At 61.6% G+C, this 13,084-nt stretch carries 12 protein-coding genes; 8 read left to right on the top strand and 4 right to left on the bottom strand.

Annotated elements, in window-relative coordinates; genetic code table 11:
• Positions 1–293: 293 nt before the first annotated feature.
• Both QME24_RS14320 and QME24_RS14315 read right to left on the bottom strand, forming a co-directional pair.
• On the bottom strand, positions 294–944 hold the full coding sequence (locus QME24_RS14320; protein ID WP_054904486.1) for an HAD family hydrolase: 651 nt from the start codon (positions 942–944) through the stop codon (positions 294–296).
• A gap of 24 nt (positions 945–968) precedes the next feature.
• Positions 969–1,517: a gamma carbonic anhydrase family protein gene (locus QME24_RS14315; protein ID WP_054904487.1), complete on the bottom strand. Its 549-nt coding sequence runs from the start codon at positions 1,515–1,517 to the stop codon at positions 969–971.
• Between the two features lie 102 nt (positions 1,518–1,619).
• On the opposite strand from QME24_RS14315, the gene prlC reads away from it, so the two are divergent.
• Together prlC and QME24_RS14305 are read left to right on the top strand one after the other, a co-directional pair.
• Positions 1,620–3,671, top strand: a complete 2,052-nt coding sequence (gene prlC, locus QME24_RS14310) for an oligopeptidase A (RefSeq protein ID WP_280091913.1) — start codon at positions 1,620–1,622, stop codon at positions 3,669–3,671.
• Positions 3,668–3,949, top strand: a complete 282-nt coding sequence (locus QME24_RS14305; RefSeq protein WP_054904489.1) for a YheV family putative zinc ribbon protein — start codon at positions 3,668–3,670, stop codon at positions 3,947–3,949. Before prlC ends, QME24_RS14305 begins: the two co-directional genes overlap by 4 nt.
• 136 nt (positions 3,950–4,085) lie before the next feature.
• Here QME24_RS14305 and QME24_RS14300 read toward each other — a convergent pair whose 3' ends face one another.
• Positions 4,086–4,244 carry a hypothetical protein gene (locus QME24_RS14300; protein ID WP_225624729.1) on the bottom strand — a complete coding sequence of 53 codons (159 nt, stop codon included), beginning with the start codon at positions 4,242–4,244 and terminating at the stop codon, positions 4,086–4,088.
• Between the two features lie 292 nt (positions 4,245–4,536).
• Between QME24_RS14300 and QME24_RS14295 the strand changes: the two genes are divergently transcribed.
• The 4 genes from QME24_RS14295 to QME24_RS14280 all read left to right on the top strand — a co-directional run bounded on the left by QME24_RS14295 (position 4,537) and on the right by QME24_RS14280 (position 9,233).
• Positions 4,537–5,382 carry a M3 family metallopeptidase gene (locus QME24_RS14295; RefSeq protein WP_232892616.1) on the top strand — a complete coding sequence of 282 codons (846 nt, stop codon included), beginning with the start codon at positions 4,537–4,539 and terminating at the stop codon, positions 5,380–5,382.
• A gap of 62 nt (positions 5,383–5,444) precedes the next feature.
• A complete protein-coding gene (locus QME24_RS14290; RefSeq protein WP_192441355.1) occupies positions 5,445–6,494 on the top strand; it encodes a PA0069 family radical SAM protein in 1,050 nt (349 codons plus the stop codon).
• A 293-nt stretch (positions 6,495–6,787) separates the two neighbouring features.
• Entirely contained in the window at positions 6,788–7,507 is a 720-nt protein-coding gene (locus QME24_RS14285) for a carbonic anhydrase (protein WP_009683612.1), read from the top strand.
• A 193-nt stretch (positions 7,508–7,700) separates the two neighbouring features.
• Positions 7,701–9,233 (top strand): SulP family inorganic anion transporter, encoded by a 1,533-nt coding sequence (locus tag QME24_RS14280; RefSeq protein WP_054904522.1) that lies wholly within the window; start codon positions 7,701–7,703, stop codon positions 9,231–9,233.
• A gap of 70 nt (positions 9,234–9,303) precedes the next feature.
• Here QME24_RS14280 and QME24_RS14275 read toward each other — a convergent pair whose 3' ends face one another.
• Positions 9,304–9,945: a hypothetical protein gene (locus QME24_RS14275; RefSeq protein ID WP_054904491.1), complete on the bottom strand. Its 642-nt coding sequence runs from the start codon at positions 9,943–9,945 to the stop codon at positions 9,304–9,306.
• 369 nt (positions 9,946–10,314) lie between these two features.
• Here QME24_RS14275 and coxB point away from each other — a divergent pair, with 369 nt between their 5' ends.
• Positions 10,315–11,442, top strand: coding sequence for a cytochrome c oxidase subunit II (gene coxB, locus QME24_RS14270; protein WP_280091339.1), 1,128 nt, complete (start codon positions 10,315–10,317; stop codon positions 11,440–11,442).
• A 43-nt stretch (positions 11,443–11,485) separates the two neighbouring features.
• The gene (gene ctaD, locus QME24_RS14265) at positions 11,486–13,075 is read left to right on the top strand and encodes a cytochrome c oxidase subunit I (RefSeq protein ID WP_054904493.1); all 1,590 of its coding nucleotides are present in this window, start codon (positions 11,486–11,488) and stop codon (positions 13,073–13,075) included.
• The last annotated feature ends 9 nt before the right edge of the window (positions 13,076–13,084 follow it).

Here is a 13,084-nt window from a genome sequence, read left to right as displayed (position 1 = left end):
AAGCTTGACCGCCAACAGAGTATCTACGTTTGTTTCGGGCCAATTATTCCTGTGGGATTTGCGCGCGAACGCCTTGGTGCATGCCTCAATATCGCCGTACAAACAAGGCGGCCGCGCGCGCCTGTCACAGGCGTTACTGGCCCGAAACAAACGTAGGAGCGAGCGCAGCTCGCGATGCGCCGCGCGGGCGGCGCTCGATCTCACAGGCTCTGAAGATGCAGCGGCTACCCTTGCCAGGAACCATAGAATCTCCCACAGTGACCGCATGGGCTGCAAAGCAGCCCCGAGGGCCCTCAGGCCTTGATAAATGCCTGATGCATCTCGGCCAGCGTGGCGAAGTGGAAAGCCGGTGCTTCGGCCATCAACTCCTCCCGGCTACCAAACCCATAGCCCACCGCCACGGCCTGCAAGCCATTGCTGCGCGCGCCGATCAGGTCATGCTTGCGGTCACCGATCATCAGCGTCTGCGCCGGGTCCAGCCCTTCTTCGTCCAGCAAATGGCGAATCAGCTCAACCTTGTTGGTGCGCGTGCCGTCCAGTTCGCTGCCGTAGATCACCTTGAAGTGGTGGTCGAAGGCGAAGTGCCGAGCAATTTCGCGGGCAAATTCCCACGGTTTAGAGGTGGCGATATACAGCGTGCGGCCCTGGCTGTTCAGGGCTTGGAGCAGCTCCGGCACGCCGGCGAACACCTGGTTTTCGTACAGCCCGGTCACGCGGAAGCGCTCGCGGTAGAAGTTCACCGCCTCCCACGCCTTGGCTTCGTCGAAACCATAGAACTGCATGAACGCCTGCAACAAAGGGGGGCCGATGAAGTGCTCGAGGCGGGCCAGGTCTGGCTCATCGATGCCCAGCTTTGCCAAGGCATACTGGATAGAGCGGGTGATGCCCAGGCGTGGGTCGGTCAGGGTGCCGTCGAGGTCGAACAGGATGTTTTGCTGGTGCATGTACAAGGTTCCACGCGAATGCGCTCATTCAGGTTGATCGAAGCCTTCGGCCAGGTGCTGGTCCTTGAGCTTCACATAGTTGCTGGCGCTGTAGGCGAAAAACGCCCGCTCCTGGTCATTGAGCAGCCGCGCCTGTTTCACCGGGCTGCCCATGTACAGGTAGCCGCTGATCAGGCGTTTGCCTGGCGGCACCAGGCTGCCGGCGCCAATGATCACTTCATCCTCCACGATCGCACCGTCCATGACCGTGCTGCCCATGCCGACCAGAATGCGGTTACCCAACGTGCAGCCATGCAGCATCACCTTGTGACCGATGGTCACTTCGTCGCCGATGATCAGCGCGAAGCCGTCCGGGTTGAACGGGCCGGCGTGGGTGATATGCAGCACGCTGCCGTCCTGCACGCTGGTGCGCGCACCAATCCGGATGCGGTGCATGTCGCCGCGCACCACGGTCAGTGGCCAGACCGAGCTGTCTTCGCCGATTTCAACGTCGCCCAGCACCACCGCCGAACGGTCGACGAATGCCCTGGGCCCCACTTTCGGAGTGTGTTGCTGGAAGCTGCGAATGGCCATGATAGCGTCTCTCATCTGTGTCGATAGGCAGGCTGCCTGCTGCGGTCGGCGTCGATTGTAATTAAGATGGGGCAGTGTTTCTTCTGCCAAGGTATCCGAACCGTGAGTGCGAACAACCCGCTTCTGCAGTCCTACGATCTGCCGCCCTTCTCGCAAATCCGTGCCGAACACGTGTTGCCGGCGATCGAAGCGATCCTGGCCGACAACCGTAAAGCCATTGCCGAGATCCTCGAAAAGCAGGGCAGCAACCCTACCTGGGCCGGCCTGGTGCTGGCCATGGACGAACTGAACGACCGCCTGGGTGCGGCCTGGAGCCCGGTCAGCCACCTCAACGCGGTGTGCAACAGCGCTGAATTGCGCGAGGCTTACGAGTCGTGCCTGCCAGCGCTTAGCGCCTACTCTACCGAACTGGGCCAGAACCGTGCGTTGTTCGAAGCCTACCAGGCGCTGATCAGCGGCCCGGAGGCCGCCGGTCTCGATGTGGCGCAAAAAACCATACTCGAACATGCCCTGCGTGACTTCCGTCTGTCGGGTATCGACCTGCCAGCGGACAAGCAGCAGCGCTATGCCGATGTGCAAAGCAAGCTCAGTGAGCTGGGCAGCCGCTTCTCCAACCAGCTGCTGGACGCCACCCAGGCCTGGACCAAGCATGTGACCGACGAGGCCGCACTGGCTGGCCTGACCGATTCGGCCAAGGCGCAAATGGCCGCTGCAGCGCAGGCAAAGGACCTCGACGGCTGGCTGATCACCCTGGAATTCCCCAGCTACTACGCCGTGATGACCTACGCCAGCGACCGCGCCCTGCGCGAAGAGGTCTACGCGGCCTACTGCACCCGCGCTTCGGACCAGGGCCCGAACGCTGGCCAGCACGACAACGGGCCGGTGATGGAGCAAATCCTCGACCTGCGTCAGGAACTGGCCGAGCTGCTGGGCTACAAGAACTACGCCGAGCTGAGCCTGGCGACCAAGATGGCCGAGTCCAGCGACCAGGTACTGAGCTTCCTGCGCGACCTGGCTCAACGCTCCAAGCCGTTCGCCGCCCAGGACCTGCAGCAGCTCAAGGCCTATGCCGCCGAGCAAGGCTGCCCAGAGCTGGCCAGTTGGGACGCCGGGTACTATGGCGAGAAGCTGCGCGAACAGCGCTACAGCGTGTCGCAGGAGGCCCTGCGCGCCTACTTCCCGATCGACAAGGTACTTAGCGGCCTGTTCAGCATCGTGCAGCGCCTGTATGGCATCGAAATCGCCGAGTTGAAGGGCTTCGACAGCTGGCACCCGGATGTCCGCCTGTTCGAAATCAAGGAAAATGGCCAGCATGTCGGGCGCTTCTTCTTCGACCTGTATGCCCGCGCCAACAAGCGCGGGGGTGCCTGGATGGACGGCGCCCGTGACCGGCGCCGCACCGCCAGCGGCCAGTTGCAAAGCCCGGTGGCCAACCTGGTGTGCAACTTCACCCCGGCTGCGCCTGGCAAGCCGGCGCTGCTGACCCATGATGAGGTCACCACGCTGTTCCACGAATTTGGCCACGGCCTGCACCACATGCTGACGCGCATCGAGCATGCCGGGGTTTCCGGCATCAATGGCGTGGCCTGGGATGCGGTCGAGCTGCCTAGCCAGTTCATGGAAAACTGGTGCTGGGAGCCGGAAGGCCTGGCGCTGATCTCGGGGCATTATGAAACCGGTGCGGCCCTGCCACAGGACCTGCTGGACAAGATGCTGGCGGCGAAGAACTTCCAGTCGGGCATGATGATGGTGCGCCAACTGGAGTTCTCGCTGTTCGACTTCGAACTGCATGCCAGCCATGGTGACGGGCGTAGCGTGCTGCAGGTGCTCGAAGGCGTACGCGATGAAGTCTCGGTCATGCGCCCGCCGGCGTACAACCGTTTCCCCAACAGCTTTGCGCACATCTTTGCCGGCGGTTACGCAGCGGGTTACTACAGCTACAAGTGGGCTGAAGTGCTGTCGGCCGACGCTTTCTCGCGCTTCGAGGAAGAAGGCGTGCTGAATGCCGAAACCGGCCGCGCCTTCCGCGAAGCGATCCTGGCCCGTGGCGGCTCGCGCGAGCCCATGGAACTGTTCGTCGACTTCCGTGGCCGTGAGCCTTCCATTGATGCATTGCTGCGCCACAGTGGCTTGGCCGAGGCCGCTGCGGCATGAGTGAGGTAGCCGTGAACAAGACCAAGAAGCGCTTTATTGCCGGGGCTGTATGCCCGGCATGCAGCCAGCCCGACAAACTGATGATGTGGAGCGAAGACGACGTACCGCACCGTGAGTGCGTGGCCTGCGGCTTTACCGATACCCTCAACGAACAGGGCTTGTCGGTACCCAAGGAGCTGGGGACACGGGTCAACCACCTCGAACCGAAACCCCCTGCGGCCAAGGTACAGACGGTGCAGTTCTTCCCTAATCCGAAGTTGAAGAAACCCGCAGAGTAAGGGTACAGGGCGTTACATAGAGCTTCTGCGGCGTAACAGGGGGCTGGCTACAGTGTCGGCCCCTGACTTGCCCCTGAGGTGCTTCGTGAACCACGGCCTTGCTCGAATTGCCCATGGCTTGCTCGACTACCCGTCGCTACGGCCCGAGCAGCTCCAACCCGTCTTCTTGTCCATTCGCGACGCCAATGTCGCGGCGCTCGAACAGATCATCGAACACAGCGGCCCGGCGCCAGGTTGGGATAGCTTGGTGCTGGCAGTCGAGCAGCTTGACCAGCGGCTGGAAGACCTGCTGCACATGCTCGTGCCGTTGGTGTACGAAAGCCAAGCATGGGCTGTGGAGGTCGATGCTTGTAATCAATTGCTGCTCGACTGGGCGCGATACAAGCACGAGCACTCAAGGTTGTATGAAGCCTACCAGCGCCTCGATCCCGCGCAGCTGGATGACGAGCGCCAGGCTGTGCTCAAACTGATCCTCAGGGCGTTCCGCCACGCCGGCCATGGTTTGGGCGCTGGCGCGCGCAAGCAACTGCACACCACCGAGCAGGCGATCGTCGGGTTGGCACCCCGATGTGCAGGTACTGGAGGTAATGGACGGGCATGCCCGCCTAGGGCATTTCTACCTGGATGCCTACCAACGCCCAGGCAAGCTGCCCTGGCCGTACAGTTATCCCATGCGCCAGCGCCATGTGGAGGTCGACGGTGTGGTGACGTTGCCGGCCGTTCTGCTTTCCTGCTGTTTCGAGCTGCAGCCTGGGCAAGTCACGCCCAACTTCGACCACGCAGACCTTTGCAAGCTGTTCCACGAGGCGGGCCATGCCCTGCATCAGTTGCTGGTCACCAACCAGCACCGGCGCCTCAATCGCACCGCCACTTCCGCGCTGGGCGCCGATGCCTGCGAATTCGTCGGCACCTTGCTCGAACAGTGGTGCTGGTCTGCCCCGGCACTGTTGGCGTTGCCGCAGCCGGAAACGGGTGCGCCGCCAGTGTCATTGCCCCAGATGCAGCAGTGGCTCGCTGGCAAGCGTCGTTTCCAGGCGGTGGCGGAAGCCGAGCAACTGCGGCTGTGCTGGTTCGATCTCGTCGCGCATTGCGACGATCGCGCCCGCCACGACCTTCGCCAACTGGCGGTTGCCGCAACCCAGCAGGTCGGCTTGCCGCAAGCCTTCGCCCAGGACAGGTTTGCCGAAGGGTTCGATTACATGGTCACGGGTTATGAAGCGGGTTATTACTGCTACAAGTGGGCGCAGGTCCATGCCATTGACGCGTTCAGCGCATTCGAGGCGGCCGACGCCGATCATCGGGCGCTGGGCCGCCGCCTGCGCGACGAAATCCTGGCCAAGTGCGGAATGCGCCGGATGACGGCGTCGTTCAACGCATTCGCCGGCAGGCCCATGTCGCTGGTGCCGTATGCAAGGCGCCACTTGTCTCCCTGACAACAAGGGTGAAGGCGCTGCTGGTAATATACTGTATGCATAACCAGTTAGGGGCTAACAGCATGGATCCTGTTCGCGGTCGTGGTACCCGCCATAACCCACACAATCGTTTTGCACCACGCCAGTCGGTGCTCGAAGACGATGGCTGGTATCAGGAGGTGCCCGTCACCCAAGGCACCGAGGTCAGGGCTGAAACCGCCAAGACCATCATCGCGCGCAATACTTCCCCTGACCTGCCCTTTGACCGCTCGATCAACCCCTACCGCGGTTGCGAGCATGGCTGTATCTACTGCTATGCCCGCCCGTCCCATGCCTACTGGGATCTGTCCCCAGGCCTGGACTTTGAAACCAAGCTGATCGCCAAGACCAACGCCGCCGAGGTACTGGTGCAGCAGTTGAGCAAACCTGGGTATAAATGTGCACCGATCAACCTGGGCTCCAACACTGACCCGTACCAGCCCATCGAGCGCGAGCAACTGCTGACTCGGCGCCTGCTTGAGGTACTGCTGCGTTTTCGCCACCCGGTGACCATCGTCACCAAAGGGGCCCTGGTGCTGCGCGACCTCGACCTGCTCGCCGACATGGCCCGCCAGCGCCTGGTGCGGGTGATGATCAGCCTGACTACGCTGGACGATGACCTCAAGCGGGTGCTCGAGCCCCGGGCGGCAGCACCAGGGGCAAGGTTACGGGCCATTCGTGTGCTGCGCGAAGCAGGTGTGCCGGTGGGCGTGTTGTGCTCGCCGATGATACCGATGATCAACGACAGCGAACTGGAGCGCCTGTTGGAAGCGGCCAAGGCGGCTGGGGCGCAGAGCGCGGCGTACATGCTGCTGCGCCTGCCGCTGGAGGTGGCGCCGCTGTTCGAGCAGTGGTTGCACGACCATTACCCACAGCGCGCTGCGCATGTGCTGAGCCTGATCCGCCAGAGCCGCGATGGCGAGCTGTACGACAGCCGCTTTGGCACACGCATGCGGGGTGAGGGGGTATTTGCCGAGTTGCTGGCGCAGCGCTTCGCCAAGGCGATGAAACGCCTGGCGTTCGAAGGGCGCGAGTCGCAGGTGCTGGATTGCTCGGCCTTTTGCCCGCCGGGCGAGCAGATGGCACTGTTCTGATAGCCAGGGTAAACACGCCCTACAGAAAGCCTCACTAATGGCAGCCAATAATTACGCTAATACATATTGGCAGTTGATGTTTTTTTGCTATTATTCAGATCCCGCCTTTTATATCTGGAACGCCCGTTCTAGAGCCCTCGAATTAAGTTTCAGTTAAGTTTTCCCGGTTAGCGTAGGCAACCAATCCACACCGACTGTGATCTATGGGCTGTGCGTGTCATCTAAAACCCTGCATAGCCAGAATCTTTAACCGGTAAAATGGATTTACCTACACACCGTCAAGAGGATGAATCATGCCCGTCAAGGACCCATCCAAGGTCGTACCGCAGGTCCCCGCTGAAAGCGCCGATGCTGCCCTGAAGCACATCGTCGACGGTTTCCTGCGCTTTCACCATGACGTCTTCCCTGAACAGCAAGAGCTGTTCAAGAAGCTCGCCACTGCGCAAACACCGCGCGCCATGTTCATTACCTGCGCCGACTCGCGCATCGTGCCCGAACTGATCACGCAAAGTTCGCCAGGCGACCTGTTCGTGACCCGAAACGTAGGTAACGTAGTACCGCCTTATGGCCAGATGAACGGTGGCGTTTCCAGTGCTATCGAGTACGCGGTGATGGCACTTAAAGTGCACCACATCATCATCTGCGGCCACTCCGATTGTGGCGCGATGCGTGCGGTACTCAACCCGCAATCGCTGACCAAGATGCCAACCGTTGGCGCCTGGCTGCGCCACGCCGAAGTGGCCCGCACCGTGGTCGAGAACAACTGCTCGTGCGGCAGCGAACATGAAAGCATGCAAGTGCTGACCAAAGAGAACGTCATCGCCCAGCTGCACCACTTGCGCACCCACCCTTCGGTGGCTTCGGGGCTTGCAGCGGGTCAGCTGTACATCCATGGCTGGATCTACGACATCGAGACCAGCAGGATCGAAGCCTACGACGCTGCCAGCGACAGCTTCATGCCCCTGGCCGCAGGCCAACCGGTGCCATGCGCCACTCCGAGAGGCCGCTACTAAGCGACCCGTCCGCCGTTAGAACCTTGATAGCCGGCTGCACCCTGTAGGGGTGTGGCGCGGCCTTCGGCTGCCCTGAATACCCTGACTGCCCTGCCGGCGAGCCCGCTGGCGGCCCGCGCCTGCGCGCTTGTCGGGGACCCAACGTGCCCATGGCCAGGGGAATGGCCGTGCGACTAATGAAAGGAGAAACATGGTGAACATTACACAGCTGAAAGCGGCCCTGCCGCGTGAGTTGCTGGCTTCGGTGGTGGTCTTTCTGGTGGCCCTGCCCTTGTGCATGGGCATTGCCATCGCCTCGGGGATGCCGCCGGCCAAGGGCCTGATTACCGGCATTATCGGCGGGGTCGTGGTCGGCTTCCTGGCCGGTTCGCCGTTGCAAGTCAGTGGTCCGGCGGCGGGCCTTGCGGTGCTGGTCTTCGAGTTGGTACGCCAGCACGGCATGGCCATGCTCGGGCCGATCCTGCTATTGGCCGGTTTGCTGCAATTGCTGGCCGGGCGCCTGCGCCTGGGCTGCTGGTTCCGCGTCACCGCGCCGGCGGTGGTCTACGGCATGCTGGCAGGCATTGGTGTGTTGATCGTGCTGTCGCAGGTGCATGTGATGTTCGACACCGCACCGCAGCCATCGGGTATGCAGAACCTTGTGCAATTCCCGGCGACCCTCGCTGCGGCCATGCCCCACGAAAGCGCCGGCGCTGGCTGGATAGCCGGTGCGCTGGGCCTGGGCACCATCGCCATCATGTGGGGCTGGGAACGTTTGCGGCCGCAGCGCCTGCGCTTTGTGCCAGGCGCCCTGCTGGGTGTGGCGAGCATGACCATCATCAGCATGTGGTTGGCCTTGCCCGTGAACCGCGTGGAAGTACCGGCTGACTTGTCCGAAGCCATCGACTGGCTCCGCCCCGGTGACTTGATGCAACTGGCCGACCCTGCCCTGCTCGTCGCCGCCTTTGCCCTGGCATTCATTGCCAGTGCCGAAACCTTGCTGTCAGCGGCTGCGGTCGACCGCATGCACAGTGGCCAGCGTTCGGACTTCGACCGTGAGCTGTCCGCACAGGGCATTGGCAACATGCTCTGCGGGGTGCTGGGTGCACTGCCGATGACCGGGGTGATCGTACGTAGCTCGGCCAACGTGCAGGCAGGTGCGCAAACACGCGCTTCGGCCATTTTCCATGGCTTGTGGCTGCTGGCTTTCGTGGTGGCGTTGAGCAGTGTGCTGCAGCAGATACCGGTAGCCAGCCTGGCAGGTGTGCTGGTGTTCACGGGGATCAAGCTGGTCGACTTCAAGGCGTTCCGTGGGTTGGGCCGTTATGGCCGCATGCCGATGTTCACCTATGCGGCGACGGCGCTGGCGATCATCTTTACCGACCTGCTGACCGGCGTGTTGCTCGGCTTTGCCCTGACCTTGCTGAAGCTGGCATTCAGGGCGGCACGGTTGAAGATCAACCTGGTCGATCTGGCAAAGCCTGGGCACATGGAATTGCGGCTCAGTGGCGCCGCGACCTTCCTCAAGGTACCGGCATTGACCCAGGTGCTCGATGGCGTGCCGGCGGGCACCACGTTGCATGTGCCACTGGGTAACCTGAGCTATATCGACCACTCGTGCCTTGAATTGCTGGAGGACTGGGGGCGCAGCAATGCTGCCAATGGCTCGCGGTTGCTGATCGAACAGCGGCGGTTGAAGCGGCGAATCGAGGGGCGGTTACGGACTACGGCGGGTGTGGGGGCCTGAGGTAGAAGTTCTGTAGTGCTTGAACTGGCCTTTTCGCGGGTGAACCCGCGAAGAGGCCGGCACAGGAGTATCAGGTCGGCTGGCCCAGCTCGACACCCAGCTGACGCGACAGGCATGGCCAGCGCTTCCACGCCTCACCGGTTGCCGGGCTAGTCAGTGTCTCGCGGTAGGCTTCCACCGACTCAGCCGCAAAGCTTGCGTCATTGAGCATCTCATCCACCGAGTGGTGCACCACTTCATCCAGCTGGTTGGCGAATTCTTCGCCGATCAACTGGTGGGCAATCAGGTTGGCGACGGTGGTGTCGACCGGGATCAGCGGCTGCTGGAAGTGACGGATGTACAAGTCATTCACCTCCTCCACCAGGCGGTGCGCCAGGTACGCCTCATCTAGCAGGCAGTCCAGCCCCACATGCCCGTTCATGACCTCGGGTGGTTGCAGGAAGTAAGCCTCGGCAATTTTCAATACAGGCTTGATCTGCGACTCGATGCCGGCCTCAAAGGCGACTTCATGGGCCGCCTCCAGCAGTTCCGGAACCTGTTCGATGTAGGCGCTGACGAAGCGCGCCAAAGTACCCTGTGCGTCCTGCTCAGGCAGTTGGATCGAGGGGTGCAGGTGGGGCAGTTGCAGCTCGAGACGCTGTTTCAATTGGCCAGTCTGGCCTTCATGTTGATGGGCTTGGCTTACCTGCTCGCGTACAGCAGCGATGTTCATGACAACTCCAGGGACATTACGTTTCAAACGGAAGACACTAAATTAGCTCGGTATACGGCATACCTAAGACGAATTTGTTATAGATGAGTTCAACTTCTGCGTTACCTGGAATATAGCATGGCCACTATTTGGCCATACCTCCTCAAGCCTGCGGTTTTCAGGGGATATAGCTGTTTCGTGAAGTTCATTTCATTGCCTTCGTTGCGCGGCATTGGTCGCTGTCTATACTCCCGGTGAACGTGATTCGTTGATGAGGCCCGACTGCTTTTAGCAGGGGCTCGGTCGTTGAAGCCAGGCAGTCTTGACCGCCGTTCCCTCTTGCCGCAGGCCACGCCTCCGGGAAAACAAGAACGAGAAGGGGAACCCGCAATGATGCGACATCCACCTGTCTGGATGGGCCTGCTGTTGTGGTCGGTTCTGGGTCAGGCCAACGCTGCCTGGACCGTGAACATGCACCCGGGGGCGACGGAAGTCTCCAACGCCGTCTTCGATCTGCACATGACCATCTTCTGGATCTGCGTGGTCATCGGCATCGTGGTGTTCGGCGCGATGTTCTGGTCCATGGTCATCCACCGCCGCTCCACCGGCCAGCAGGCCGCGCATTTCCACGAGCATACCTGGGTGGAAATCCTTTGGACCGTGGTCCCGTTCCTGATCCTTGTGGCCATGGCCATACCGGCCACCAAGACCCTGATCGACATCTATGACGCCAGCGAGTCGGATATCGACATCCAGGTCACCGGCTACCAGTGGAAGTGGCATTACAAGTACCTGGGCCAGGACGTGGAGTTCTTCAGCAACCTGGCCACCCCCGCCGAGCAGATTCACAACCAGGCGCCCAAAGACGAGCACTACCTGCTGGAGGTCGACCAACCGCTGGTGTTGCCGGTAGGTGCCAAGGTGCGCTTCCTGGTGACGGCGGCCGATGTGATTCACTCGTGGTGGGTGCCCGCCTTCGCGGTCAAGCGCGACGCCATTCCCGGCTTCGTCAACGAAGCCTGGACGCGCATCGAGAAGCCAGGCATCTACCGCGGCCAGTGTACCGAGTTGTGCGGCAAGGACCACGGTTTCATGCCCGTTGTAGTCGAGGTCAAGTCCCAGGCCGACTACGACACCTGGCTTGGCGAGCGCAAGGCAGAGGCGGCCAAGCTCAAGGAGCTGACCAGCAAGGAATGGACCCTGGACGAGTTGGTGGCGCGCGGCGACAAGGTCTACCACACCACCTGCGTGGCCTGTCACCAGGCCGAAGGCCAGGGCCTGCCACCGATGTTCCCGGCGCTGAAAGGCTCGAAGATCGCTACCGGGCCGAAGGAAGGTCACTTGAGCATCGTTTTCCACGGCAAACCCGGTACCGCCATGGCCGCCTTCGGCAAGCAACTGTCGGAGGTCGATATCGCTGCCTTGGTGACCTACGAACGCAATGCCTGGGGCAACAACAAGGGCGACATGGTCACGCCGAAGGACGTGCTGGCGCTGAAGCAGGCAGAAGCCAAGTGAACCGGGTTACTCGCGGCAATCAGTGGATTGCAGGAGACAGGACATGAGTGCAGTGATCGACGACCACGCCCACGGCCATGACCATGCGCACGGCCCGGCCAAGGGCCTGATGCGCTGGGTGCTGACCACCAACCACAAGGATATCGGCACCCTGTACCTGTGGTTCGCCTTCCTCATGTTCCTGTTGGGTGGCTCGTTCGCCATGGTGATCCGCGCCGAGCTGTTCCAGCCGGGGCTGCAGATCGTAGAACCGGCGTTTTTCAACCAGATGACCACCATGCACGGGCTGATCATGGTCTTCGGCGCCGTAATGCCGGCCTTCGTCGGCTTGGCCAACTGGATGATCCCGCTGATGATCGGCGCGCCGGACATGGCCCTGCCGCGCATGAACAACTTCAGCTTCTGGTTGTTGCCGGCGGCGTTCCTGCTGCTGGTTTCAACCTTGTTCAGCCCCGGTGGCGGGCCGAATTTCGGCTGGACCTTCTACGCCCCGCTGTCGACGACCTATGCCCCGGCCAGCGTCACCTTCTTCATCTTCGCCATCCACCTGATGGGTGTCAGCTCGATCATGGGGGCGATCAACGTGATCGCGACCATCCTGAACCTGCGTGCCCCCGGCATGACCTTGATGAAAATGCCACTGTTCGTCTGGACCTGGTTGATCACTGCGTTCCTGCTGATTGCAGTGATGCCGGTGCTGGCAGGGGTGGTGACCATGATGTTGATGGACATCCACTTCGGCACCAGTTTCTTCAGTGCGGCTGGCGGTGGTGACCCGGTGCTGTTCCAGCATGTGTTCTGGTTCTTCGGCCACCCCGAGGTGTACATCATGATCCTGCCCGCCTTTGGCGCGGTCAGCTCGATCATCCCGGCATTCTCGCGCAAGCCCCTGTTTGGCTACACCTCGATGGTGTACGCCACCGGGGCCATCGCCTTCCTGTCGTTCATCGTGTGGGCGCACCACATGTTCGTGGTCGGTATTCCGGTGGTCGGCGAGCTGTTCTTCATGTACGCCACCATGCTGATTGCGGTGCCCACCGGCGTGAAAGTGTTCAACTGGGTCAGCACCATGTGGGAAGGCTCGTTGACCTTCGAAACCCCGATGCTGTTCGCCATAGCCTTCGTCATCCTGTTTACCATCGGCGGCTTCAGTGGGCTGATGCTGGCGATTGCACCGGCCGACTTCCAGTACCACGACACCTACTTCGTGGTGGCGCACTTCCACTATGTGCTGGTGCCTGGGGCGATCTTTGGCATCTTCGCCTCGGCCTACTACTGGCTGCCGAAGTGGACCGGCCACATGTATGACGAAACCCTCGGCAGGCTGCATTTCTGGCTGTCGTTCATCGGCATGAACCTGGCCTTCTTCCCCATGCATTTCGTGGGGCTGGCCGGTATGCCGCGGCGCATACCCGACTACAACCTGCAGTTCGCCGATTTCAACATGGTGTCTTCGATCGGCGCGTTCATGTTCGGTGCCACGCAGGTCTTCTTCCTGTTCATCGTCATCAAGTGCATCCGTGGCGGCACCCCTGCGCCGGCCAAACCCTGGGACGGCGCCGAAGGCCTGGAGTGGTCCATCCCCTCGCCTGCGCCCTACCACACCTTCCAGACACCGCCGGAAGTGAAGTAGGAGCGCCGC

Origin of the sequence: Pseudomonas sp. PARCl1, assembly GCF_947311875.1 — a bacterium.
GTDB classification, from domain to species: domain Bacteria; phylum Pseudomonadota; class Gammaproteobacteria; order Pseudomonadales; family Pseudomonadaceae; genus Aquipseudomonas; species Aquipseudomonas juntendi.
This window is presented reverse-complemented; position numbering and strand designations above follow the sequence as displayed.

Excerpts from the sequence above, each read along its gene's own strand:
- QME24_RS14315 (WP_054904487.1), bottom strand. The coding sequence starts at position 1,517 with ATGGCCATTCGCAGCTTCCAGCAACACACTCCGAAAGTGGGGCCCAGG.
- coxB (WP_280091339.1), top strand. The coding sequence starts at position 10,315 with ATGATGCGACATCCACCTGTCTGGATGGGCCTGCTGTTGTGGTCGGTT.
- QME24_RS14290 (WP_192441355.1), top strand. The coding sequence starts at position 5,445 with ATGGATCCTGTTCGCGGTCGTGGTACCCGCCATAACCCACACAATCGT.
- QME24_RS14305 (WP_054904489.1), top strand. The coding sequence starts at position 3,668 with ATGAGTGAGGTAGCCGTGAACAAGACCAAGAAGCGCTTTATTGCCGGG.
- QME24_RS14285 (WP_009683612.1), top strand. The coding sequence starts at position 6,788 with ATGCCCGTCAAGGACCCATCCAAGGTCGTACCGCAGGTCCCCGCTGAA.
- QME24_RS14295 (WP_232892616.1), top strand. The coding sequence starts at position 4,537 with ATGGACGGGCATGCCCGCCTAGGGCATTTCTACCTGGATGCCTACCAA.
- QME24_RS14275 (WP_054904491.1), bottom strand. The coding sequence starts at position 9,945 with ATGAACATCGCTGCTGTACGCGAGCAGGTAAGCCAAGCCCATCAACAT.
- ctaD (WP_054904493.1), top strand. The coding sequence starts at position 11,486 with ATGAGTGCAGTGATCGACGACCACGCCCACGGCCATGACCATGCGCAC.
- QME24_RS14320 (WP_054904486.1), bottom strand. The coding sequence starts at position 944 with ATGCACCAGCAAAACATCCTGTTCGACCTCGACGGCACCCTGACCGAC.